The organism is Kitasatospora sp. NPDC022785, assembly GCF_055561295.1.
This window is the reverse complement of the sequence record NZ_JBVHHB010000029.1, coordinates 96,767-120,374: the sequence shown is the minus strand read 5'-3', so window position 1 is coordinate 120,374 and position 23,608 is coordinate 96,767. Positions and strand designations below refer to the sequence as shown.

The 23,608-nt window shown below is 73.6% G+C and carries 19 protein-coding genes and 4 pseudogenes; 12 read left to right on the top strand and 11 right to left on the bottom strand.

Annotation, left to right across the window (positions count from 1 at the left end; all coding sequences use genetic code 11):
- Positions 1-237 precede the first annotated feature (237 nt).
- The 5 genes and pseudogenes from ACZ3YO_RS33515 (at position 238) to ACZ3YO_RS33495 (ending at position 4,566) form a co-directional block, all read left to right on the top strand.
- Positions 238-1,713 (top strand): GH1 family beta-glucosidase, encoded by a 1,476-nt coding sequence (locus ACZ3YO_RS33515; RefSeq protein WP_465577022.1) that lies wholly within the window; start codon positions 238-240, stop codon positions 1,711-1,713.
- Positions 1,703-2,152 (top strand): annotated as a pseudogene (locus tag ACZ3YO_RS33510) (lactonase family protein); the annotation flags it as partial. The gene ACZ3YO_RS33515 and the pseudogene ACZ3YO_RS33510, both read left to right, overlap by 11 nt.
- Positions 2,153-2,250: 98 nt before the next feature.
- Positions 2,251-2,526 (top strand): annotated as a pseudogene (locus tag ACZ3YO_RS33505) (lactonase family protein); the annotation flags it as partial.
- 211 nt (positions 2,527-2,737) lie between these two features.
- Positions 2,738-3,988, top strand: coding sequence for an SLC13 family permease (locus tag ACZ3YO_RS33500; RefSeq protein ID WP_465577039.1), 1,251 nt, complete (start codon positions 2,738-2,740; stop codon positions 3,986-3,988).
- A gap of 89 nt (positions 3,989-4,077) precedes the next feature.
- Positions 4,078-4,566, top strand: a complete 489-nt coding sequence (locus tag ACZ3YO_RS33495) for a universal stress protein (protein WP_465577019.1) — start codon at positions 4,078-4,080, stop codon at positions 4,564-4,566.
- Between the two features lie 127 nt (positions 4,567-4,693).
- On the opposite strand, the gene ACZ3YO_RS33490 is transcribed toward ACZ3YO_RS33495, so the two are convergent.
- Together ACZ3YO_RS33490 and xylB are read right to left on the bottom strand one after the other, a co-directional pair.
- Entirely contained in the window at positions 4,694-5,887 is a 1,194-nt protein-coding gene (locus ACZ3YO_RS33490; RefSeq protein ID WP_465577016.1) for an ROK family transcriptional regulator, read from the bottom strand.
- A 72-nt stretch (positions 5,888-5,959) separates the two neighbouring features.
- On the bottom strand, positions 5,960-7,390 hold the full coding sequence (xylB, locus tag ACZ3YO_RS33485; protein ID WP_465577013.1) for a xylulokinase: 1,431 nt from the start codon (positions 7,388-7,390) through the stop codon (positions 5,960-5,962).
- Between the two features lie 97 nt (positions 7,391-7,487).
- Between xylB and xylA the strand changes: the two genes are divergently transcribed.
- Positions 7,488-8,660, top strand: a complete 1,173-nt coding sequence (gene xylA, locus ACZ3YO_RS33480; protein WP_465577010.1) for a xylose isomerase — start codon at positions 7,488-7,490, stop codon at positions 8,658-8,660.
- Between the two features lie 181 nt (positions 8,661-8,841).
- A complete protein-coding gene (locus ACZ3YO_RS33475) occupies positions 8,842-10,905 on the top strand; it encodes a beta-galactosidase (protein ID WP_465577007.1) in 2,064 nt (687 codons plus the stop codon).
- On the opposite strand, the pseudogene ACZ3YO_RS33470 reads toward ACZ3YO_RS33475, so the two are convergent.
- Positions 10,796-11,689, bottom strand: a pseudogene (locus tag ACZ3YO_RS33470) (ribulokinase); the annotation flags it as partial. The gene ACZ3YO_RS33475 and the pseudogene ACZ3YO_RS33470 overlap by 110 nt on opposite strands.
- Before the next feature lie 283 nt (positions 11,690-11,972).
- On the opposite strand from ACZ3YO_RS33470, the pseudogene ACZ3YO_RS33465 reads away from it, so the two are divergent.
- Both ACZ3YO_RS33465 and ACZ3YO_RS33460 read left to right on the top strand, forming a co-directional pair.
- Positions 11,973-12,152: pseudogene (locus tag ACZ3YO_RS33465) on the top strand (putative PEP-binding protein); the annotation flags it as partial.
- Positions 12,153-12,205: 53 nt separating this feature from the next.
- Positions 12,206-12,424 carry a putative PEP-binding protein gene (locus ACZ3YO_RS33460; RefSeq protein WP_465577004.1) on the top strand — a complete coding sequence of 73 codons (219 nt, stop codon included), beginning with the start codon at positions 12,206-12,208 and terminating at the stop codon, positions 12,422-12,424.
- A gap of 115 nt (positions 12,425-12,539) precedes the next feature.
- Here ACZ3YO_RS33460 and ACZ3YO_RS33455 read toward each other — a convergent pair whose 3' ends face one another.
- On the bottom strand, positions 12,540-12,911 hold the full coding sequence (locus ACZ3YO_RS33455) for a VOC family protein (RefSeq protein ID WP_465577002.1): 372 nt from the start codon (positions 12,909-12,911) through the stop codon (positions 12,540-12,542).
- An 81-nt stretch (positions 12,912-12,992) separates the two neighbouring features.
- Here ACZ3YO_RS33455 and ACZ3YO_RS33450 point away from each other — a divergent pair, with 81 nt between their 5' ends.
- Positions 12,993-13,454 (top strand): MarR family winged helix-turn-helix transcriptional regulator, encoded by a 462-nt coding sequence (locus ACZ3YO_RS33450; protein ID WP_465576999.1) that lies wholly within the window; start codon positions 12,993-12,995, stop codon positions 13,452-13,454.
- Positions 13,455-13,500: 46 nt separating this feature from the next.
- Here ACZ3YO_RS33450 and aspA read toward each other — a convergent pair whose 3' ends face one another.
- The 5 genes from aspA to ACZ3YO_RS33425 all read right to left on the bottom strand — a co-directional run bounded on the left by aspA (position 13,501) and on the right by ACZ3YO_RS33425 (position 19,061).
- The gene (aspA, locus tag ACZ3YO_RS33445) at positions 13,501-14,910 is read right to left on the bottom strand and encodes an aspartate ammonia-lyase (RefSeq protein WP_465576997.1); all 1,410 of its coding nucleotides are present in this window, start codon (positions 14,908-14,910) and stop codon (positions 13,501-13,503) included.
- 37 nt (positions 14,911-14,947) lie between these two features.
- Positions 14,948-15,964: an asparaginase gene (locus ACZ3YO_RS33440; protein ID WP_465576995.1), complete on the bottom strand. Its 1,017-nt coding sequence runs from the start codon at positions 15,962-15,964 to the stop codon at positions 14,948-14,950.
- A 108-nt stretch (positions 15,965-16,072) separates the two neighbouring features.
- Positions 16,073-17,512, bottom strand: a complete 1,440-nt coding sequence (locus tag ACZ3YO_RS33435; protein ID WP_465576992.1) for an amino acid permease — start codon at positions 17,510-17,512, stop codon at positions 16,073-16,075.
- A complete protein-coding gene (locus ACZ3YO_RS33430; RefSeq protein WP_465577036.1) occupies positions 17,509-18,186 on the bottom strand; it encodes a FadR/GntR family transcriptional regulator in 678 nt (225 codons plus the stop codon). Before ACZ3YO_RS33430 ends, ACZ3YO_RS33435 begins: the two co-directional genes overlap by 4 nt.
- A gap of 86 nt (positions 18,187-18,272) precedes the next feature.
- Entirely contained in the window at positions 18,273-19,061 is a 789-nt protein-coding gene (locus tag ACZ3YO_RS33425) for a gamma-glutamyl-gamma-aminobutyrate hydrolase family protein (RefSeq protein ID WP_465576989.1), read from the bottom strand.
- 269 nt (positions 19,062-19,330) lie between these two features.
- Here ACZ3YO_RS33425 and ACZ3YO_RS33420 point away from each other — a divergent pair, with 269 nt between their 5' ends.
- The gene (locus ACZ3YO_RS33420; protein ID WP_465576986.1) at positions 19,331-20,239 is read left to right on the top strand and encodes a LysR substrate-binding domain-containing protein; all 909 of its coding nucleotides are present in this window, start codon (positions 19,331-19,333) and stop codon (positions 20,237-20,239) included.
- A 68-nt stretch (positions 20,240-20,307) separates the two neighbouring features.
- On the opposite strand, the gene ACZ3YO_RS33415 is transcribed toward ACZ3YO_RS33420, so the two are convergent.
- Together ACZ3YO_RS33415 and ACZ3YO_RS33410 are read right to left on the bottom strand one after the other, a co-directional pair.
- Complete coding sequence (locus ACZ3YO_RS33415) at positions 20,308-21,570, bottom strand: hypothetical protein (protein WP_465576983.1); 1,263 nt, start codon at positions 21,568-21,570, stop codon at positions 20,308-20,310.
- A gap of 282 nt (positions 21,571-21,852) precedes the next feature.
- Complete coding sequence (locus ACZ3YO_RS33410; protein WP_465576981.1) at positions 21,853-22,383, bottom strand: hypothetical protein; 531 nt, start codon at positions 22,381-22,383, stop codon at positions 21,853-21,855.
- A 294-nt stretch (positions 22,384-22,677) separates the two neighbouring features.
- On the opposite strand from ACZ3YO_RS33410, the gene ACZ3YO_RS33405 reads away from it, so the two are divergent.
- Positions 22,678-23,598, top strand: a complete 921-nt coding sequence (locus tag ACZ3YO_RS33405) for an NADP-dependent oxidoreductase (protein WP_465576978.1) — start codon at positions 22,678-22,680, stop codon at positions 23,596-23,598.
- The last annotated feature ends 10 nt before the right edge of the window (positions 23,599-23,608 follow it).

Sequence of the window (23,608 nt, the reverse complement as noted above, 5' to 3'; positions counted from 1 at the left end):
GCGCCTTCCGCCGCCGTCGTCGGCCTCCGCCGCTTGGCTGCGCATCCTAGATCAGCGGCACTCGGCGCCGCCACGGCACGTCCGTGATCGGGAAATGGCGTCGGCATTCCGACGACGGGACGCCGGAGGGCAATTCAGTGCCATCCCTTGACAGCGGATCAGGTGAGGCAGGAACCTTCCGCATGAGGCGTGGGAGCGCTCCCACGTGTGCCGTCCGCTCGTCGTCAGGAGCAGCCCGTGCCCCTTCCCCCCGCCCGCCCGCTCCCCCAGGCCCAGTCCGCCCCGCTGCCCCGGTTCCCGGCCGGCTTCCTCTGGGGCTCGGCCACCTCCGCCTACCAGGTGGAGGGCGCCGCCGCCGAGGACGGCCGCACCGCCTCGATCTGGGACACCTTCTGCCGCACCCCGGGCAAGGTCTTCCAGGGCCACACCGGCGAGGTCGCGGTCGACCACTACCACCGCTTCCGCGAGGACGTCCGGCTGATGGCCGAGCTCGGGCTGACCGCCTACCGCTTCTCCGTCTCCTGGCCGCGCGTCCGGCCCACCGGCCACGGCCCGGCCTCCCAGCGCGGCCTGGACTTCTACCGCCGCCTCGCCGACGAGCTGCTCGCCGCCGGGATCACCCCCGTCGCCACCCTCTACCACTGGGACCTCCCGCAGGAGCTGGAGTCGGCGGGCGGCTGGCCCGAGCGCACCACCGCCGACCGGTTCGCCGAGTACGCCGCGCTGACGGGCGAGGCCCTCGGCGACCGGATCGGCCAGTGGACCACCCTCAACGAGCCCTGGTGCAGCGCCTTCCTCGGCTACGGCTCCGGCGTCCACGCCCCGGGCCGCACCGACCCGGTGTCCGCCCTGCGCGCCGCCCACCACCTCAACCTCGGCCACGGCCTGGCCGTCACGGCGCTGCGCGGCGTGCTGCCCGCCGACGCGCAGCTGTCCGTCTCGCTCAACCTGCACGTGCTGCGCCCGCTGACCGCCTCCGACGCCGACCGGGACGCGGTGCGCCGGATCGACGCCGTCGGCAACCGGGTCTTCCTCGGCCCGATGCTGGACGGCGGCTACCCCGAGGACCTGCTGGCGGACACCGCCCACCTCACCGACTGGTCCTTCGTCCGGGCCGGCGACGAGAAGGAGATCCACCAGCCGCTGGACTGGCTGGGCGTCAACTACTACACGCCCACCGTCGTCTCCGCGAGCGCCGACGGCACCGCCCCCGCCCGCGAGGACGGCCACGGCGGCGGGACGGCCTCGCCCTGGCCGGGCGCGGACCGGGTCGGCTTCCACCCGGCGCCGGGCGCACGGACCGCGATGGGGTGGGCCGTCGACCCCTCCGGCCTGCACCAGCTGCTGACCGACCTCGCCCGCCGCCACCCGGACCTGCCCCTGATCATCACCGAGAACGGCGCGGCGTACGACGACGAGGCCGGCGCGGACGGCACGGTCGACGACCCGGACCGCACCGCCTACCTCCACGCCCACCTGGCCGCCGCCCACCGCGCCCTGGCCGACGGCGCGGACGTGCGCGGCTACTTCGCCTGGTCGCTGCTGGACAACTTCGAGTGGGCGTACGGCTACGACAAGCGCTTCGGCCTGGTCCGCGTCGACGAAGCCACCCTGGCCCGCACCCCCAAGGCCAGCGCCCGCTGGTACGCCCGGGTGGCCCGCAGCGGCGAGCTGCACCCGCCGTCGGCACCACCGGCCGACGGTGCCGCCTGACGCACAGAGCGCGACCACCGTGAACCGCCCCCCGACCACGGCCCCCGGCGGCACTCTGATCATCGGCAGTGCCGCCCCGGCCGGCAGCCGCGGAGCCGGCCTGTCCACCGTCCGCTACCACGCCACGGGCGCCATGGAACTCATCGGCACGGTACCGGTCTCCCGGCCCTCCTACGCCGCCCCCGACCCGACGCGGCCGGTCGTGCACGCCGTCCTGGAGGAGGAGTCCGGGCAGGTCCTGTCCCTCCTGGTCGACCCCTGCACCGGGCTCCTCGGCCTGCCCGGCACCACCCCCAGCGGCGGCGCGGGCCCCTGCCACCTGGCGGTCCACCCCGGCGGTTCGCACCTCTTCGCGGCCCACTACGGCGACGGCGTCCTCTCCGTCCTGCCCACCGGCGCCGCGGAGGCGATCGCCGCCGCCGAGCCGGTGCAGACGATCCGCCGGCCCGGCCGGGCCGCCTCCGGCGAGCTGCGCACCACCCCGAGGCTCCGAACGCCAACTACGCGGCCGCCGTCCGGGTCTCCGCGGACGGCCGCTTCCTCTACACGACCAACCGCGGCGACGACGCGATCAGCGTGCAGGCCCTCCACGGCGGCGGGGCGACCGTCGAACCGGTCGACGTCGTTCCGTGCGGCGGATCCTGGCCCCGCGACATCCCCCTGACCCCCGACGAGCGGCTGCTGTTCTGCGCCAACCAGGATTCCGACACCCTGACGGCCTTCCACCGCGACCCGGCGTCCGGGCGCCTCTTCCCCGCCGGGGAGCCCCTCACGATCGCCGAACCCACCTCCGTCCTGCCGGTCGGCCCCTGACCGGAGCGGGCTCGGCGCCCCCGGCCACCACGCGCCCCGGTGCGGGGCCCGCACCGGGGGGCAGCGCCGTGGTCCGGTCGGCCGTCGGCTCGGAGCGCCTTGCGTCCACCGGGTGGCCGCCGCGTACGGTTGGCCCGCACCGACCTGCCGTGAGCTGGCGTTTCCGGTCGGATCGCGTGTGCCGTCACCGTCGCCTGCAAGGAGCAGACCCCTGAGTACGTCGTTCGCGGAAGCGCTGTCCATCGGGTTGCTGGCACTGGTGCTGGTCTGTGCGGTGGTGCGGCCGTGGGGCTGGCCGGAGGCGGTGGTCGCGGTTCCCGCCGCCGGGCTGGTGATCGCCACCGGAGCGATCTCGCCGGCCCACGCGGCGGCCGAGGCCGAGCGGCTGGGTCCGGTGATCGGCTTCCTCGCGGCGGTCCTGGTGCTGGCGCAGTTGTGTGACGACGAGGGCCTGTTCCGGGCCTGCGGGGCGTGGATGGCCCGGACGTCCGCCGGGAGCCCGCGGCGGCTGCTCGTGCAGGTGTTCGTGGTCGCCTCGGTGGTCACGGCGGTGCTCAGCCTGGACGCGACCGTGGTGCTGCTGACTCCGGTGGTGTTCGTGACCGCGGCCCGGCTGGGTGCCCGGCCCAAGCCGCACGTCTACGCCTGCACCCACCTGTCGAACACGGCCTCGCTGCTGCTCCCGGTCTCCAACCTCACCAACCTGCTGGCCTTCGCCGCGAGCGGGCTGAGCTTCACCCGGTTCGCCGCGCTGATGGCGCTGCCGTGGCTGGCGGCCATCGCCGTGGAGTACGTGGTGCTGCGCCGGTTCTTCGCCGCCGACCTGGACGCGGGCGCTCCGGCCGCGGAGGCGATCACGGCACCGGAGATGCCGCTGTTCGCCCTCGTCACCGTGGGCTGCACGCTCGCGGGGTTCGTCCTCACCTCGGTCGTGGGGGTCGATCCGGCCTGGGCGGCCCTGGCCGGAGCGCTCGCGCTCGCCGTCCGGGCGCTGGTCCGGCGCAGCACCACCCCGGCGGCGATCGTCCGCTCGGCCGCGGTGCCGTTCCTGGCCTTCGTGCTGGCGCTCGGCATCGTGGTCCGGGCCGTCGTCGACAACGGGCTGGCGTCCGCGCTCGGGCACCTCGTCCCGCACGGCACCTCGCTGCCCGCGCTGCTCGGCACGGCGGCGCTCGCGGCGGTGCTGGCGAACGTCATCAACAACCTGCCGGCCACCCTGGTGCTGCTGCCGTTGGCCGTCCCGTCCGGTGCAGGGGCGGTTCTCGCGGTGCTGCTCGGGGTGAACATCGGCCCGAACCTCACCTACGCCGGCTCCCTGGCCACCCTGCTGTGGCGGCGCATCGTGCGCGAGCACGACACCGACATCGGCCTGGGCGAGTTCACCCGGCTCGGTCTGCTCGTCGTGCCCGCCGCCCTGGTCGCGGCCGTGGTGGCACTGTGGGGGTCGCTGCAGCTCTTCTGAGCAGGACTCCCGAGCAGGACTTCCGAGCAGGACTTCCGAGCAGGTCTGCCGGGTACCAGGATCACCCGGACCATGAGGAGGATGAGCCCGTGACCGTCGTCGTCTGGATCACCGAGGGCACCTGGCCCGCCTGTGTGGACGCCGCCCGCGCGCACGCGCCGCAGGGCGCGGAGATCGTCCTGCTGCACGTCAGCGGCCAGGAGGTGCCGGGTGTCGCGCACGGGGCGTTCGCCGGGCTGCTCGGCCGCGGCCACCGCGAGCGGGACCCGGGCACCCGGGTGGAGACCCTGGCGGCGGCCTCCGCCCAGCACCTCCTGGACGCCGCGGCCGAGCGCCTCGGCCGGCCGAGCACCCGCACCGAGCGCAGCGGCCGCGTCGAGCGCGAGGTCGTCGCGGCCGTCGAGGGCGCCGGGCTGCTCGTCCTCGCCCGGGACGGCGACCGCAGCCGCCTCGGGCCGCACAGCCTCGGCCCGGCGACGCGTTTCGTGGTCGACCACGCGCCGTGTCCGGTGCTCCTGGTCTGGCCGGAACCGGCGCCCGGCACGGCGACCATCCCGCCCCCGCCCGACGCGCGGTAGCGGTACTCCCGCTCAGTGCCCGACGCCCGCGTCCGGGTAGGAGAGCCGGTACCGCCCGCCCGCCGACAGGCGGACCCGCAGGCGCCGCAGGTCGGGCGCCCCTCGGCCCCGGGGCGCTCCCGGTCCGTCAGAGGACGGGCAGCAGGGTGGGGTCCGCCATGATCCGGCGGACGGTGGTCTGCGCCGCGCCCAGCACGGGTCCGCGCCGGCCCAGGGCGGACGGACGCAGCGTCTCCGGTGCCCAGGGGCGGACGGTGACCCGGTCGGCCAGCTCGGCCTGGACGGACGGCAGCAGCCACTCGGCCAGTTCGGCGTAGGTGCCGCCGAGGACGAGGCCGTCCGGGTCGATGAGGTCGACGGCGGAGGTGAGGGCGAGGCCCAGGGCGCGGCCCGCGCGGTCCAGCGCCACCAGGGTCGCCGCGTGCCCGGCGGCGGCCCGTTCCGCCAGCAGGGCGACCGGGTCGCCGGCCTCCGCGGCACCGGGCGCGGCCGGGATGTGCTGCGCGAGGCCGGCCTCGCGCAGCACGGCCGCCTGTCCCGCGTACTGCTCCAGGCAGCCGCGCGCGCCGCAGGCGCACGGCAGGCCGTCCGGGTGGACGGGGACGTGGCCCAGTTCGCCGGCGAAGCCGTGGGCGCCGCGGAACAGCCGCCCGTCGATGACCAGGGCGGCACCGATCCCGGCGTCCGCGGAGACGTGCACGAAGGTCGCCGCGGCCCGCTCGGCGTTCCAGTACTCGGCCAGGGCCCCGAGGTTGGCCTCGTTCTCCGGTTCGGGCACGGTGCCCGGTTCGGGCCAGTGGTCGGCGAGCCGGACACCGCTCCAGCCCAGGTTGGGCGCGCGCTCGACCAGTCCGCCGGGCCGGTTCGGCACCACCCCGGGCACCGCCAGGACCCGGCCCTCGACGCGCAGCCCGAGGGCGCGGGCCTCGGTCTCCGCCTCGGCGGCCAGCTCGGCGACCTCCGCCAGCACCTGCCCGGGCGGCCGGCCCGCGTTGGGCCGTTCCACCCGGCGCCAGATCCGCGGCTCGCCGCGCAGGTCCGCGACGCACGCGCCGAGGTGCGAGACGCCGACCTCGAGACCGAGGCCGGCCGGGCCCTCGTCGCTCACCGACAGCGCGCGTCCGGGGCGGCCGACCCGTCCGTCGGGTGCGGTCTCCGCCTCAGTGAGCGCGCCCCGGCCGATCAGCTCGTCGACCAGTGAGGAGACGGCCGCCCTGGTCAGGCCGACGCGTCCGGCGACGTCGGCGCGCGACAGCGGGCGGGCGAGCGGTCCGTTGCCGGCGACCGCGCCGAGGACCACCGAGAGGTTCCGCCGCCGCATGTCCTGTTGCGACGCGGGCCCGCTCCCCTGGCTGTTCCCCGCTCTGCCGACCACTGTCACGCGCCGCCCCTCCTACCGGTCCTCGGCCGGGGCTCCTTGCAAGACCCCGGCCCGACGCAGGGTATCGCCGATCCGTTCGAGTGCGACGTCGTCCCGTGCCACGGGCTCCAGCAGCGGGCCCTCGGCGGTGCGCCAGCGGCGGGCCACCGCGTCGGCGGGCTCGCCGGTGAGCAGGGCGGCGGCCTGGGCGGCGGCGCCGAGCGCGACCAGCTCCTGCGCGTCGGGCACCCGGACGGCCCGGCCGGAGAGCCGCAGGACGGTCCGCTGCCAGGCCTGCCCGCGGGCACCGCCGCCGATCAGCAGCAGCGGCTCGTCGCCCGCCGGATCCTCGCCGCCAGCGCGCAGCACGTCGGCGAGGGCGGTGAGCAGGGCGTGGGCGGCGCCGTCGTAGGCGGCCTGGAGCAGCTGCCCGGGGGTGGTGTCGTGGCGCAGCCCGTGGACCAGACCGGAGGCACCGGGGAGGTCCGGTGTGCGCTCGCCGTCCAGGTAGGGCAGGACGACCGCGGTGCCGCCGGCCTCGACCTCGTCGCGGCCCCGGCGGAGCAGGGCGGCGAAGCGGTCGACGGCGAGGGTGCAGTTGAGGGTGCAGGCGAGCGGCAGCCAGCCGCCGAGGGCGTCGGCGAAGCCCGCGACGGTGCCGCTCGGGTCGGCGGGCCTGGTGCGGCCGACGGCGTAGACCGTCCCGGAGGTGCCGAGGCTGAGCACGGGCTGTCCGGGGAGCAGGCCGAGCCCGAGGGCGGCGGCCATGTTGTCGCCGGTGCCGGTGGCCACCGGGGCGCCCGCGCGCAGCACCGTCCCCGGGCGGACCAGGCCGGCCCGCGTGCCCGGCGGCAGGACCTGCGGCAGCAGGGCCGGGTCGAGTCCGATGCGGCCGAGGAGGTCCTTGTCGTAGCCGTCCGGCCCCCACCAGCCCGTTCCGGACGCGTCACCGCGGTCGGTCACCGCCTCGCCGGTCAGCCGCTCGGTGAGGAAGTCGTGCGGGAGGCGGACGGCGGCGACGCGGTCGGCGGCGGCGGGCTCATGGGCGCGCAGCCAGGCCCACTTGGGGGCGGTGAAGGCGGCGGTCGGCAGGCTTCCGGAGCGCCGGACGAGCTCCGCCGGCCCGATCGCCGTGCGCAGCGCCGCGGCCTGGGGGGCGGAGCGGACGTCGTTCCACAGCAGGGCGGGGCGCACCGGCGCTCCGGCCGCGTCGAGGGTGACCAGGCCGTGCTGCTGGCCGGCGACCGAGACGGCGGCGGCGCGCTCGGCCCAGCCCGTCCCGGCCGTGGCCTCCTCGAACGCCCGCCACCACTGCTCGGGATCGCTCTCCCGGCCGGCGCCCTCGCTCACCTGGTGCGGGGCGCGGCCCTCGCCCAGCACCGCGCCGGTGTCGATGTCGACGGCGAGGGCCTTGGTGGACTGCGTCGAGCTGTCGACGCCGATCACGACACGCTGCTCAGCCATGCGTTCCTCCGATGGGGGGTTCCTTCTCAGGTTCGGGCATACTAATTTGTTGAGAGCCCTGACAAACACCCCTCCGCACGTGACCCGGAGCCGTTCCATGTCCAGCGACAGCCTCACCCCCACCCCCGCGCACAAGTTCACCTTCGGCCTGTGGACCGTCGGCTGGCAGGGGCGCGACCCCTTCGGCGACGCCACCCGCCCCGCCCTCGACCCCGTCGAGACCGTCCAGCGGCTGGCCGGACTCGGCGCCCACGGCGTCACCTTCCACGACGACGACCTGATCCCCTTCGGTGCGGACGACGCCACCCGCGAGGAGACCGTCAAGCGCTTCCGCGCCGCCCTGGACGCCGCCGGGCTGAAGGTCCCGATGGCGACCACCAACCTCTTCACCCACCCCCTCTTCAAGGACGGCGCCTTCACCGCCAACGACCGCGACGTACGGCGCTACGCACTGCGCAAGACCATCCGCAACATCGACCTGGCCGCCGAACTCGGCGCCTCCGTCTACGTCGCCTGGGGCGGCCGCGAGGGCGCCGAGTCCGGCGCGGCCAAGGACGTGCGCACCGCGCTCGACCGGCTCAAGGAGGCCTTCGACCTGCTCGGCGAGTACGTCGAGCAGCAGGGCTACGACCTGCGCTTCGCGATCGAGCCCAAGCCCAACGAGCCGCGCGGCGACATCCTGCTCCCCACCGTCGGCCACGCCCTGGCGTTCATCAACGAGCTGGAGCGCCCCGAGCGCGTCGGCCTCAACCCGGAGGTCGGTCACGAGCAGATGGCCGGGCTCAACTTCCCGCACGGCATCGCCCAGGCGCTGTGGCACGACAAGCTGTTCCACATCGACCTCAACGGCCAGTCCGGCATCAAGTACGACCAGGACCTCCGCTTCGGCGCGGGCGACCTGCGGCAGGCCTTCTGGCTGGTCGACCTGCTGGAAACGGCCGGCTACGACGGCCCCAAGCACTTCGACTTCAAGCCGCCGCGCACCGAGGACTTCGACGGCGTCTGGGCATCGGCGGCCGGCTGCATGCGCAACTACCTGCTGCTGGCCGAGCGTTCCCGCGCCTTCCGGGCCGACCCGGAGGTCAGCGCCGCGCTCGCCGCCTCCCGGCTGCCCGAACTGGCCCTACCCACGGCCGGGGACGGCCTGGCCGGGCTGCTGGCGGACCGCTCCGCCTTCGAGGAGTTCGACGTCGACGCCGCCGCGCGCCGCGGCATGGCCTTCGAGCAGCTGGACCAGCTGGCCCTCGAACACCTCCTCGGCGCCCGCTGAGCGGACGGCCGACCGGGCCGGGTCGTGCCACCGGCGCGACCCGGCCCCGACACATGCCGGTCGCTCCACCGCCGCTCACACGGTCGCCCGGTCCTGTGGCACGGTGACCGGAACCACCTCCTGACACCGCAGTTCCTCCCCGCCCCGGCAGCCGGGGCCCGCCACGTTCCGAGGTGCACCCGTGTTCCCGCTGCCCCCGCGCGTGCTGTTCGGCGCCGCCTACTACCCCGAGTACCAGCCGTACGAGCGGCTGAAGGAAGACCTCGACCTGATGGCCGGGGCGAAGTTCACCGTCATCCGGGTCGGTGAGTCGGTCTGGTCCACCTGGGAGCCCGAGAACGGCCGCTTCGACCTCGACTGGCTCACCCCCGTCCTCGACGGCGCCCAGGAACGCGGCATCGCCGTCGTCCTCGGCACCCCCACCTACGCCGTGCCGCCGTGGCTGGCCCGGCAGTACCCGGAGATCGCCACCGAGCCGGAGACCGGCCGGCGGACGGGCTGGGGCGCCCGCCAGGAGGCCGACTTCTCCCACCCCGCCTTCCGCCACCACGCCGAACGCGTCACCCGGGCCATCCTCGGCCGCTACGCCTCGCACCCGGCCGTCATCGGCTTCCAAGTCGACAACGAGCCCGGACTGCGCCTGCCCCACAACCACGGCGTCTTCCAGCGCTTCGTCGACCACCTGCGGCACACCTACGGCGACGTGGAGACCCTCAACCGCGAGTGGGGCCTGGTCTACTGGTCGCACCGGCTCTCCACCTGGGCCGACCTCTGGCGGCCCGACGACAACCGGCAACCGCAGTACGACGTCGCCTGGCGGGCGTTCCAGGCCCGCCAGACCACCGAGTTCGTCGCCTGGCAGGCCGCCATCGCCCGCGAGTACGCCCGGCCCGACCAGTTCGTCACCACCTGCCTCGCCTACCAGCACCCCGCAATGGAGGACGACGAGATCACCGACGCCCTCGACGTCACCGCGGGCAACCCCTACTACGACATGCAGGACGCCCTCACGCTGCCCGACCCCACGCCCGAGGACCACGAGCAGCAGTGGAAGACCACCGGCGTCTGGGCCCTGTACCAGAGCGCCGACCGGATCTTCTCCTCCCGCCAGGAGCCCTTCCTGGTCACCGAGACCAACGCCCAGGCGATCAGCGGCACCGAGGACAACCGGCCCGCCTTCGACGGCCAGTGGCGGCAGGCCGCCTGGGCCCTCGTCTCGCGCGGTGCGCGGATGATCGAGTACTGGCACTGGCACACCCTGCACTTCGGCACCGAGACCTACTGGGGCGGTGTCCTCCCGCACAGCGGCAGGCCCGGCCGGGTCTACGCCGAACTCGCCCGGCTCGGAGCCGAGTTCGAGACCGCGGGCGCGCTGGTCGCCGGGATCGAGCCCGATGCCGACCTCGCGGTGGTCCACTCGATGCCCAGCAAGTGGCTGATGCAGAAGTACCCGCCGCTGGCGACCCCGGACGGCCGCCCGGACCCGGCCTCCTACCAGCGCTTCTTCGACCCGTTCTACCGCGGCGCCTTCGAGGCCGGCCGCCAGGTGCGGATCCTGCACGCCCGGCAGCTGCACGACGCCCGGGGCGGGCGCCGGGGTCCGGCACCCGACGAGGCCGCGCGGCGCCACCCCGTGCTGGTCGTCCCGGCGCTCTACCTCGCCGAGGACGCGCTGCTGGACTGGCTGGTGGCCTACGCGGAGGCCGGCGGCCACCTCGTGCTCGGCCCCCGCACCGGCTACGCCGACCAGGAGGCCCGGGCGCGCCACGAGGCCGCTCCGCCGCGGCTGGCCGCCGCCGCGGGCGCGTGGTACGACGAGTTCAGCAACCTGTCCTCGGACCTGCCGCTGCGCGCCGTCCCCGGCAGTTCGCTGGGGCTCCCGGCCGGCGCGACCGTGAACCGGTGGGTCGAGGGCCTGACGGTCACCGACGCGACGGTGCTGGCCGGGTACGACCACCCCCACTTCGGTCGCTGGTCCGCCGTCACCACCCGTGCCCACGGCGCGGGCCGGGTGACCTGCGTCGGCGCGGTGCCCGGACGCGACCTGGCCAGGGCGCTGGCCGCGTGGCTGGCGCCCGCCCCCGCGAGCGGCTGGCGCGATCTGCCCGCCTCCGTCACCGCGACCACCGGTACGGCCCCCGACGGGCGACGCGTCCACGTGGTGCACAACTGGAGCTGGCAGCCCGTCCGGCGGCGACCGCGATCCCCTCCGGCAGGCCGGTCCACTCGGCGGCCTGCGCGGTGAGCGAGCCGACCCGGGATCCCAGCGGGGAGAGCGGGTGCTCCAGGCGGGTGCGGGCGAAGTCGGCGAACCCGGGGTGGAGCGCGGCGAGGTAGTCCTCGCTCGGGTAACTCCCGTCCTGGTGGATGCCCTTGTACCCGGCGGTGCAGGTGTTGCGGCTCTCGGCACCGGTGAGCTGCCAGACGATCCAGTCGGCGGCCTCGATCCAGCGCTCGGTCGCGCCGTAGACGGCCGGGTCCTCCTCCAGGACCTGCAACGCCTTGGCGTACTGCCACTCCGCGGAGATCCGCCCGCCGTAGCGGGAGATCCACTTCTCACCCCGGGCGTGGGCCAGGGCGTTGATGCGGTCCGCCTGGGCCTGGGCGGCGTGGTGCTTCCAGAGCTTGGGCCAGGCGTGCGGGCGGGACGCCCACGCGGCCGTCTCGGCCAGCGGCGTACCGTCGACGAGCACCGGCAGGACGGTGCAGGCCGTGAAGTCGGTGGCGATCCCGATGACGTCCGCCGGATCGACGCCGGCGGCGGCGAGCGCGGCCGGGACGGCGGTGCGCAGCACCTCGCGCCAGTCCGCGGGGTGCTGCAGCGCCCAATCGGGCGGCAACAGCCCTCCCGTGCCGGGCAGTTCGCGCTCGATGACAGCATGCGGGTACTCGTGGACGGCGGTGCCGACCTCCTCCCCGTCGCGCACGCGGACCACCACGGCGCGGCCGGAGAGGGTGCCGAAGTCGATCCCGACCACGTACCGGTCCGGATCGGAGACAGCGTCGGAGGCAACGGAACTGACGGTCACGTGCTCATCCTTCGTACAGGGGAACGGCGTTGGAGCCGTGAGCAACCTGGGTCGCCTGTCGCCGGCGCGGTCCGTGGCCCGGGGCAGGGGGAGCGCACCGGCGACAGGCTCCGTTCCGCTACCTCTCCCTCATGAAGGGCGGAACGAGGGGCCACCGGCCGGGCGCCCGAAGCGCGATGGCAGCGCCCGGCCGGCGGAGTTCGGAGGAGCGCTTCTTGTTAGCGCTCACAGGAATTGTTAGCGCTAACATTCGCGGTGTCAAGGGAGATCACCTGGTAGACCACTGCGAAAACCGGGCGACTCAGGGCACCGCGAACCGCCGGCGCTTCACCACCGGGCGGCCGGCCCGACGCTTCGGCGCAGCACCAGCACCAACGACCTGGCCCAGTACACCTTCGCGGCCGACCGCACGCTCGGCTCCCTCGCCGAACTGCTCGACCCGTGGCAGCCGGCCCTGCTCGCGCTGGTCGCGGACACCGCCCGCTCGGGTCGGCCGAGCACGGCCGTCCGATCGGTGTGTGCGGCGAAGCCGCCGCCGACCCAGCACTCGCCCTGGTGCTGGTCGGCCTCGGGATCACCAGCCTGTCGGCCGCACCCGCCTCGCTCCCCGAGGTACGGGCGGCGCTGGCCTCCCACACCCTCGCGCAGTGCCGCGAACTCGCCGAGCTGGCCCTGCAAGCCGACGACGCCGCCGACGCCCGCGGCAAGGTCCGCTCGCGGATCGCCGGAGGCTGATCAACTCCTTCGGTACGCCGGGCCCGGTCGCCGGCGGCCGCGATCGGGCGGGCGGCGGCGAGCTCGGCGCACCCAGGGCCTGTCCGCGATCGGCCGGCGACCGGCGTGCGATCGGTCAGCCCCCGTGCACGGTGAGGGTGTAGCCCTCGGGGCCTTCGAAGGAGAAGGTCGGCCCGAACGGGGTGTCCACCGTGGGGGTCAGGATCGTGACCCCGGCGGCGGTGAGCTGGTCACGGAGCTGGTGGGCGTCCTGCGTCCGGAACCAGAGCGCCACACCAAGGCCGGGCCGCGCGGTGTCGGCGAGGTCGACGCCCGGGAGGACCTCGCGGACCGCGAACGGGGTCGGCTTGGTGTCGAACACGACCGCGCCGGGCGGTGAGACCGCGGCCCGGCGCAGCCCCAGGTGCTCTTCGCAGAAGGCGGTCGCGGCCGCCACGTCGCGGACCTGCAGGGCGACGAAGTCGGGGCCGTCGATGGTGACGGGCATGGGGTTCTCCTCGGTCTCGAATGTCAGGACTTTGACATAGGGGAGACTAGAACCTCACCCCGAGCGTGTCAAAATGCTGACATGATGGAGAAGCCGCCGGCGGAGCCGCCGCACGATGCGAAAGACGTCACCCGACACGTGGGGTACGCGCTCAAGCGCGCCCAGGCCGCCCTGCGCGGCGCCATGGACCGGGCTCTGCGAGAGCACGAACTGACCGTTCCGCAGTACGCCACCCTCGAACTCCTGGCCCTGAACCCCGGCATGTCCAACGCCGACCTCGCGCGCGCGACCTTCGTCACCCGCCAGTCCGGCAACGTCGTGCTGCAGGGCCTGCAGGAAGCGGGGCTGATCACCCGCCCGGCCACCGCCGACCACGGCCGGGCCCGCCCCGCCCACCTCACCGAGGAGGGCCGGGCGCGCCTGGTCGCCGTCCAGGACGCCGTCTACGCCATCGAGCGGCACATGGTGGGGTCGATCCCGCCCGAGCGCATCGCCGTGCTGCTCGCCGACCTCGACCGCATGGCGGCGGCTCTGGAACAGTGACCACCCGTCAGGATCACCGCCCCGGGAGCCGCCCGGGGCCCCGTCCTCAGGCCACGGCCACGCCGCTGCCGGCGATGACCTCGGGCCGCAGCAGGGCCGCGAGCCGCTCCGCCGGGAGCAGGCCCCTCTCCAGCACGAGTTCGGCGACACCCCGGCCGCTGGCAAGGGCCTCCTTGGCGATGTCGGTGGCTGCCGTGTACCCGATGTGCGGGTTCAGGGCGGTCACCAGGCCGATGGAGTTCTCGACGGTCGCGCGCAGCACCTCGGTGTTGGCGGTGATGCCGACGACGCAACGCTCGGCGAGGGTGTGGCATGCGGCCCGCAGGTGGGTGATGGACTTCGACAGCGAGTGCAGGATGATCGGTTCGAAGGCGTTGAGCTGGAGCTGACCCGCCTCGGCGGCCATGGTGATCGCGATGTCGTTGCCGATCACCTCGAAGGCGACCTGGTTGACGACTTCGGGGATCACCGGGTTGACCTTGCCGGGCATGATGCTCGAACCGGCCTGCACCGGCGGCAGGTTGATCTCGCCGAGGCCCGCACGCGGCCCGGAGGACAGCAACCGAAGGTCGTTGCAGGTCTTGGACAGTTTGACGGCTATGCGCTTGAGGACGCCGGACATCTGGACGAACGCGCCGCAGTCCTGGGTGGCTTCGACCAGGTTGGCCGCGGTCACCAGGGGCAGTCCGGTGATGTCGGCGAGATGGCGCCGGGCGTATTCGGCGTACCCGGCGGGGGCGTTGAGGCCGGTGCCGATCGCGGTCGCGCCGAGGTTGATCTCGTGGATCAGCTCGGCGGCTTCCGCGAGCCGGCTGCGGTCCTCGTCGAGCATGACGGCGAAGGCGGAGAACTCCTGGCCGAGCGTCATCGGCACAGCGTCCTGCAGCTGGGTGCGGCCCATCTTCAGGACGTCGCGGAACTCGACGGCCTTGCGGGCGAAGGCGTCCTGGAGGACGGCCATCGCGTCGAGCAGGCCGCGCACAGCGGACACCGTCGCGACCCGGACCGCGGTCGGGTAGACGTCGTTGGTGGACTGGCCGAGGTTGACGTCCTCGTTGGGGTGCAGGTGGGAGTACTCGCCCTTGGCGTGCCCCAGCAGTTCCAGCGCCCGGTTCGCGACGACCTCGTTGGCGTTCATGTTGGTCGAGGTGCCGGCGCCGCCCTGGATGACGTCCACGACGAACTGGTCGTGCAGCTTCCCGCCCCGGATCTCGCGGCAGGCGGCGACGATCGCGGCGGCCTTCGCGGGTTCCAGCAGGCCGAGTTCCTCGTTGGCGAGGGCGGCGGCCTCCTTCACGGCGGCCAGTGCGTCGATCAGGTGCGGGTAGGCGGAGATGGGGGTGCCGGTGATGGGGAAGTTCTCGGTGGCGCGCAGTGTGTGGACGCCCCAGTAGACGTCGGCAGGGACGTCACGGTCCCCGAGCAGGTCGTGTTCGCTGCGGGTGGCGACGGTCATGGGTGTGCGGTTCCTCTTCTCGGAGTGGTGGGTCGGGTCACGCGTGGGCGAGCAGGGCCTCCGGGTCCAGGGCGGCCACCGGCCGCACGCCACCGACCGGCCGGCCACCGCCGACCACCGGCTCCCCCGCGAACCCGGTCAGCAGCCGCTTGTCGACTCCTGCCAGTGCCAGGGCGGCCGCCGCCACCGGGATGCGCGCCCGGTTCGCCCCGTCCGCGATCTTCAGGGCGACGGCGCGGCCGTCCGGCAGCGCGGCGACCTGGACGCCCTCGAATCCGTCCTTGGCGAGCAGCCCGGGTACCGCGCGCATCAGCTCGGCCACGTCCCGCCCTGCGCCGGAGGCCATCTCCGGGTGGCTGCGCAACGCGTCCGCCACCCGGAATTCAGGGGTCCCGGGCGCGCCGGTGGCGATGCGCGCGGCGGCACGGGCCAGGCCGTGCAGGGAGACGGCGAACAGGGGGGTGCCGCAGCCGTCCACCGTGGCGCGCGCGATGCGCTGGCCCGTGAGGTCCTCCACGACTTCCGCGATCATCCGTTGGAGCGGGTGCTCAGGCGCGTCGTAGTCCTGCAGCGGCCACCCGTTGAGCTTGCAGAGGTGGAGCATCGCGGCGTGCTTGCCCGAGCAGTTCTGGGCGAGCCGGGAGGGCGGGCGGTCCTCCCGGATCCAGGTGTCGCGGACGGCCGGGTCGTACGGCAGGTCGGGGACGTTGCGCAGGTCGTCCTCGGTGAGGCCGACGAGCGCCAGGATCCGCCGGGCGCCGGCGAGGTGGCGTTCCTCGCCGGAATGGCTGCCCATCGCGAGGGCGAGCAGTTCGCCGTCGAGCGGCAGTCCCGCCCGGACCATGGCGACGGCCTGGAGGGGCTTGAGCGCCGATCGCGGGAAGCACGCGGCCTCCGCGTCACCGAGGCGGAACCGGACCTTGCCGTCGCCGTCGAGGACGACGACGGAACCGTAGTGGGTGCCCTCGACCACACCGCCACGGGTGACGTGGGCGACGGGCACGTGGCGGGGCTCGCGGATCGCGGGCGCGTCCGCGAGGGGGAGGGTGAGCATGACTGCCTCGATCGAAGTGGCTTGGGGCTGCTGACCTGTGTGCCTGGTGGCAGTGGGCCGGCCCGGGCGGACGCGCGGTGGCTCTGCGGGTCCCCGGGCCGCCCGGGTTCAGTCGTCGGTTCCGGCGGCGGCGCGCGCGATGCGCCCGCGGATCGCGTACCAGCCGGCGACGAGTGCGGCGGCGATGAGCGGTACGCACAGCACCGTGGTTCGTCCGGCGCCGCCGTCGGCGTACATGAGGACCAGGACGACGGCGAGGAAGGCCAGCGTCAGGAGTTCGGTCCAGGGCGAGCCGGGCAGCCGGTAGGCGGGGCGGGTCAGTTCGCCCGCCGTGGTCTTCCGCCAGAACAGGAGGTGGCAGACCATGATCATGCCCCAGGTGGCGATGATGCCGATGGCGGCGAGGTTAAGCACGATCTCGAACGCGTCGGCGGGGACGACGAAGTTGAGGCCGACACCGAGGACGCACATGCCGCTGGTGAGCAGGATGCCGCCGTAGGGCACCTGGGTGCGGCTCATCCTGGCGGTGAAGCGGGGGGCCGATCCGTTGACGGCCATGGAGCGCAGGATGCGGCCGGTGGAGTAGAGGCCCGAGTTGAGCGAGGACATGGCCGCGGTGAGGACGACCAGGTTCATCACACTGCCCGCCGCCGGGACACCGATGTGGGAGAGCACCGTCACGAAGGGACTCTGGCCGGAGGTGTACTCGTTCCACGGCATCAGCATCGACAGCAGGACGACCGAGCCGACGTAGAACAGGCCCACCCGCCACATGATCGAGTTGATCGCCTTCGGCATGATCTTCTCGGGGTTCTCGGTCTCCCCGGCCGTCACGCCGACCAGTTCGACGGAGGCGTAGGCGAAGACGACGCCCTGGATGATCAGCAGCATCGGCAGCAGGCCGTTGGGGAACATTCCGCCGTTGTCGGTGATCAGGGACGGACCGGGTACGACGCCGTCGACCGGGTGCTGGGTGACGAGCAGGAAGATTCCGATGCCCATGAAGACCACCAGGGCGCTGACCTTGACGATGGCGAACCAGAACTCCAGTTCGCCGAAGATCCGCACCGAGATGAGGTTCACGGTGACGACCACGGCCAGGGCTATGAGCGCGATCACCCACTGCGGGACGTCGGAGAACAGGTGCCAGTAGTGGGTGTACGTGGCCACCGCGGTGATGTCGGCGATGCCGGTGGTCGCCCAGTTGAGGAAGTACATCCAGCCGGCGGTGTACGCGCCCTTCTCTCCCAGGAACTCCCGGGCGTAGGACACGAAGGCACCGGAGGACGGGCGGTACAGGACGAGCTCGCCGAGCGCTCGCACGACGAGGAACGCGAAGACGCCGCAGACGGCGTACGCGACGAACAGGGAGGGCCCGGCATCGGCGAGCCGGCCGCCCGCGCCGAGGAACAGCCCGGTGCCGATGGCACCGCCGATGGCGATCATGTTGACGTGCCGGGCTTTCAGGGACTTGCTGTAGCCGGTGTCACCGGCGTCGACGTGACGGGTCGTGGGGCGCTTCTCGTCTTTGAGGAACTGCTCGCTCACGCCTCGGCTCTACCTTCTCTTGAGGTGTCCGCGCGCTGGGGGCGCACGATGTCGGTGAGAGTGGCCTCCACGCGGTGGAGGTGGTGGGACATCGCCTCGACGGCGTCGGGCTCGGAACCGTCGATCAGGGCCTCGACGATCGCCCGGTGCTCGCAGTTGGACTGCTCGCGCCGACCGCCGAGTTCGTTGAGGAGGGTCGACTGACGCGCCAGTGCGTCACGGATCTCCTCGATCACCCGGCGGAACACCGGGTTGCCGGAGGCCTCGGCCACCGCCAGGTGGAACACGGTGTCCAGGGCGACCCACGCGGTGGTGTCGGTCTCCCGCTCCATCCGGTCGAGCAGGTGGGACAGGTGGTCCAGGTCCTCCGGGGTCCGGCGCAGCGCCGCGTAGCCGGCGACCGGGATCTCGACGTGCCGGCGCACCTCCAGGAGGTCGCTGGCCGCGTAGTCGCCGAAGGTGGGGTCCTCGACCGTGTTCGCCACGACGAAGGTGCCCTTGCCGGTCTTCGAGACCGTCAGGCCCATGGCTTGCAGGGCACGGAGTGCCTCCCGCAGCACGGGCCGGCTGACCTCCAGGGTCCGGCACAGCTCTGCTTCCGAGGGGAGCTTGTCCCCCACGGCGTACTCACCGCGCTCGATGGCGCTGCGCAGGTGGCCGAACACCGCTTCCATCGCGCTGACGCGCCGCGGGATCCCACCACCTGTCTGGCTGTCTGACAGGTTCACAGGCTGATCCTGGGGGCTGGAGCGCAGCGGTGTCAAGACACCCGGGTCGCCGTACGCACATCCGGCGAACTCCGCCGGACCCGCTCCTTCTGCTCGCCGACCCGACCCGCAGCGGGGTTCGGAGTCGACCCGGCGGCCGCCACCAGAGCGTGCACCACCGTCGAGTCGAAGGCCATCTCGGGGTGCCACTGCACGCCGACCACGAAGCGGTGCCGGGTGCTCTCGATCGCCTCGATGGTGCCGTCCGCCGTGCGGGCGCCCACGATCAAGCCGGCCCCGAGGGACTCCACCGCCTGATGATGGTGCGTGGCGACCTGGCGGGTCCCCGGAAGGAGCGCGCCGATCCGCGTCCCCGGCACCGTGGTGACGGCATGGGGGGAGAAGTGGCCGCCGTGCAGGTTGTGCCCGTGGTGACCCACGGTTTCGGGGAGGTGCTGGATCAGGGTTCCGCCTGCGTGCACGTTCATCAATTGCATTCCGCGACACACTCCCAGCACCGGCATGTCACGCGTGAGAGCCTCGGCCAGCACGGCCCACTCCCACCGGTCGCGCTCGTGCACCGGCGGCCCCGTGCACGGGTGCGGCGTCGCCCCGTACAGCGCGGGATCCACGTCCTCGCCGCTGGTCAGGACGATGGCGTCCAGGCGCGCGACGACATCGGCAGCGGCTTCCGGCGCGTCCGGCGGCAGCAGGACCACGCGGCCGCCCGCCGCCCGGAGACAGCTGATGTACGCCGCGGGCAGCAGCGCGGCGGGCAGCTCCCACTCCCCCCACTGGGCGTCGGCGAGGTAGGTGGTCAGTCCGATGAGTGGCTTGGGCATACCACTTCCTTTCAGGGGCGGGAGTCGCTCGTCGACGGCCGTCTCCTCCGCGGCCCACCCGCCCCCGCGGACGCGGGGTCAGGAGGGCTGCGGAAGAGGGGGTGCACGGCCCCCGCGGGCGCACGAACGCGTCCGACGAGGGAAATGGTGGGTCGCGGACCCCGGGGGCGGAGACTTGCGCATCCGGGCCCCGAGCAAGAATCCTGCTGCCGTTCATGCTTAAGCACAAGAAAAGACATCTTCGCGACAGATAAGTGAGCGTTAACTCCGTGCAGAGACTCGACCCCCGGTTGCTCGCCACCCTCGAAGCGGTGGTCCGCCACCGCTCCTTCAACGCCGCCGCACGCGAGCTGGGCTACAGCGCGCCCGCCGTCTCGCAACAGATCGCCGAACTCGAACGCCGCGCCGGCCTCATCCTGATCGAGCGCCGCCCGGTGCGCGCCACCCCGGGCGGCATGGTCCTCCTCGACGCCGAACAGCGCGTCCGAAGCGCACTGGCGGCGGCGTCCGTGGAACTCGACGCCATGCGTGCGGGTACGGCCGGACGGATCAGGCTCGGCGCCTTCGCCTCCGCCGCCGCCGGCATCGTCCCGCAGGCGCTGGCCGAGCTTCACGCGACCTACCCCGATGTGCAGGTCAGCCTCTCCCAGGTGGAGCCCGAAGCCGGCTACAGCCGGCTCAAGCGGGGAGACATGGACCTGGCCCTCAGTTACGACTACGACTTCATCCCGATGCCACCGCCCCGGACGCTGCGCCGAACGCTGGTCGCCCGGGACCCGGTCGTGGCGGTCGTCCCGGCCGACCACCACCTCGCCCACCGGGACGTCATCGACCTCGCCGACCTCGCGTCCGAGACGTGGATCGCCGCCCCGGAGGCCGCCCTTCGCCTGGAACTGCTCGCTCAGATGGCCAAGACACCGGGCTTCCAGGCCCGCCTGGAATACGACGGCGACGACTTCAACACCGTGCTCGGCTTCGTGGCCGCCGGCCTGTGCGTCGCCGTCATGCCCCGGCTGGCCCTCCCCCCGGGTAGCACCCAGGTCGTGGCGCGTCCCCTCGCCGACCCGGAGCTGACACGCTTCATCTACACCGTCCGCATCGACACCCGGCACGCCCCGCGCGCCCTCCTGGCCCTGGAGCGGATGCTCGCCGCGCAGGCGCTGGCCGCCCTCTCATGACCGGGGGCGACGCCTGACGGTTCGCAGCGTCGCCGGCCCGCCCGCGGGCCGGCTCTCCGGGCAGCCTCTCACCCCTCCGCTCGGACACTCCGATCGGCGGTGAGCCGCTCGCGCCACTCGGCCACGGCGACGGGGGACATCGCCGCGAGACCGGCGATCACCTCGTCGTCCCGCCCGTCGGTCCAGCTGAGGACCCGGGTCAGGACGGTGTTCCGGACCAGGCGGACCTCCTTCAGCAACTCCTCCAAGCGCTTCAGTTCCTCCCCGCTGGCCGCCAGCGCGTCGTCGACCGCCGCCCTTTCCTCGGCCCGCTGCTGCCGCAGGTAGGCCGTCAGGCCGGTGAGGACGACGCCGTCGTCGGCCGCAGCACTGCGGAACGTCTCGGCGAGGTGGTCCAACACGCAGTCGGGGGCGTCGGCGAGACTCGCTCCCACCACCTTCGCGCCCTCCCAGCTGCTCCGTCCGGCATCACTGGTCCGCAGCCAGAGCCCGGCTTCGACCGGGGCGCGGTCGCCGCAGGCGGCCGCGCGGTAGGCGTACAGGGCCGCACGGTGACCGTAGAAGGTGTAGCCCTCCCCGATCCGGACGCCCGCCGGAGCGCACATCCGTCCCGGAACGCCGCCGTAACCGGAATCGGGCTCGTACGCGGCATACCCGTCCAGTTCGGCGTCGGTGGCGGTCGCCCACGCCGGGTCGCACAGCTCCGGATTCCGGGCCAGGAAGTCCGCCACTTCGACCCGCCAGGCGGGAACCGGGCTCATGCGCGGTTCGGCCCAGGCCACCGCTCCCCCGGCGTCGAGCGTGTACCGGCAGGCCTGTTCGAGATCGACCCATGCCGTGGCGGCTTCGGCGGACCATTCCAGATCCCCGTCCGGACCCACCCGATGCAGCGAGCCGATCAACCCCTGGACCAGGGGCAGTACCCGTCGGACCAGTGCGTAGAGCTCCTCGGCCGTGAAGAACCGCCAGGTCTCGGAGTCCCGGTCGTCGACGGCGCGGTGGGTGAGCAGGATCGCGAACACCGCCGGGGACGGCAGAGCGCCCTCGCCGACCGTGGCCCGGCGGTGACCCGGGAGCCAGGAGGGGGCGTCCTCGCTCCGGGTCCGCCAGTCGGTGTCCCCGAACCACACCGCGCCGGTGGCCGCGTCGACGGCGAGCCACTGCTGGTAACCGTTACCCGGCCCGAACCGCTCCTCGCGGTGCTCGGCCTGCCGGTCGTGCCACACGTATTCCACTGGGGGCGGGTTGAGTTGGACGGCGACGAACCCGTCCTGCGGGCTGTACCCGACGACGACGTGTGCTGCCGGTTTGCTGTGCTCGGTCCCGGACATGCGGCTCCCTCCGTGCCGGACCGTGGCGGTTCCGCCACTGTGCGGCACCGAGCCTGCCCTGCGAGAGCCGTACGATCAAATCCGATCACTTGTGGACTTGCCGCCCCCTGGGGTTCCGCGCACGAGCGGAGCCGACGACAGGCGATCCCGGAACGCCGCTGCTCCTCGCCGGCGCGACGGGGCACGAACCGGACCTTGACGCGGCGCCGTCGGGCGTCGCATGATCGACCCGTGAACCTGTCAGACAGTAAGACAGGCAGTGTGATTCACGGCCCGTCACGATCACGTCCTCCGGCAGCAAGCCGGCCACGGAGGGCGGCGATGCCGGGCCGGTGACCGCGCGGCCAACGCCGCGCGGCCCGGTGCCGGCGATGACGGCGTAACCCTGGTGCTGACGGTCGTAGATGAAGGCCCCCGGGCCTGCGCCGCGGTGCGCCGGGTGGTGACCCGCACGCAGCAGCGCACGTTGGCGCGCGGCACGTCGGCCAGCAGCGGCGAGCCGTCCTCCTGGACGTTCACCACGTCGTACGGCGCGAGCCGGCTGCCGATGGCGGTGGTGCTGCTCTGCCGGTCGGTCGAGGCGCTGGACAGCACCTGCGGCAGACCGGCCACGTTGTACGTCAGCGCGGTGAACGACCCTCCCCCGGCAGTGACTTGCACGACCGGCGCATCGGCAGCGGCTTGCGCGACCGGCGCATCGGCAGCGGCTTGCGCGACCGGCGCACCGATCAGGCCGCCCAGCGCCGTGGCCACACCGAGCGCGCCCACGAGCGCGGAGCGGAGGAAGGGGTGGCGGGGGCGGGGCTTGGACATCAGCGCTCCGATCGGAGTACGGCCACGGGGATCCGGTACCCGGAGCGCATGAGTGAATTATGTGAGCGTCAACACGGCCGACGATCAGTCACATCGCCTCTAACCTGCAGTTTTATCCCTCAGCCCCAGGCTTCGGCAAAGAGTTCTGTGAGCGTTATCAGGTGTTCTCCGCAGTGCTCGGATGGCGGTGCGGGGATGCCGGGCGCCCACCCCCGGCATAGCATTGCCGGTGGCACCCGCGTCCCCGCCATGCGGCGCATGAGGTCGCAACACCGCTCTCCTGGAGGTCAGTTCATGCGCGCCGTGACTTACGACTCCTACGCCCAGGACAACTCCCGGCTGAAGTACGGCGAGGTGCCCGACCCGAAGGTCGGCCCCGGGCAGGTGCTGATCGAGGTACGGGCGGCCTCCGTCAATCCGGTCGACTGGAAGGTCATGGCGGGCGGTCTGGACGGCATGATGGACACGGTCTTCCCCGTCGTCCCCGGCTGGGACGTGGCGGGCGTGGTCGCCAGGACCGGCCCCGACACGCCCGAGTTCGCGCCCGGCGACGAGGTGATGGCCTACGCCCGCAAGGACGCGGTGCAGGCCGGCACCTTCGCCGAGTACGTCGCGGTCGCCGCGCCCGCGGTGGCGCGCAAGCCCGTCGCGCTCGACTGGGCCCAGGCGGCCGGACTCCCGCTGGCCGGCCTCACGGCGCTGCGCAGCCTGGACCGGCTCGCCGTCGGCCCCGCCGACGTGCTGCTGGTGCACGGCGCCGCGGGCGGCGTCGGCAGCCTGGCGGTTCAGCTCGGCCGCGACCGCGGGGCCCGGGTGATCGGCACCGCCTCGGAGCGCAACCACGCGTTCGTCCGCGGGCTGGGCGCCGAGCCGGTGGACTACCGGGACGGCCTGGCCGAGCGGGTGCGCGCGCTGGCGCCCGACGGGGTGTCGGCGGTGGCGGACTTCGTCGGCGGCCAGCTGGAGACGACGCTGGCCGTACTCGCCGACGGCGGGCGGCACGTCTCCGTCGCCGACCCGACCGTGGAACAGCACGGCGGTCACTGGATCTGGGTCCGCCCGGACGGCGCCAAGCTGGCCGAACTGGCGGCGCTGGTCGACCGGGGCGCCCTGACCGTCGAAGTCGCCCGGACCTTCCCACTGGACCGGACGGGCGAGGCCTTCGACGCCAGCCGCACCGGCCACACCCGCGGGAAGCTGGTCATCGTCCCCTGACCCCCGACGG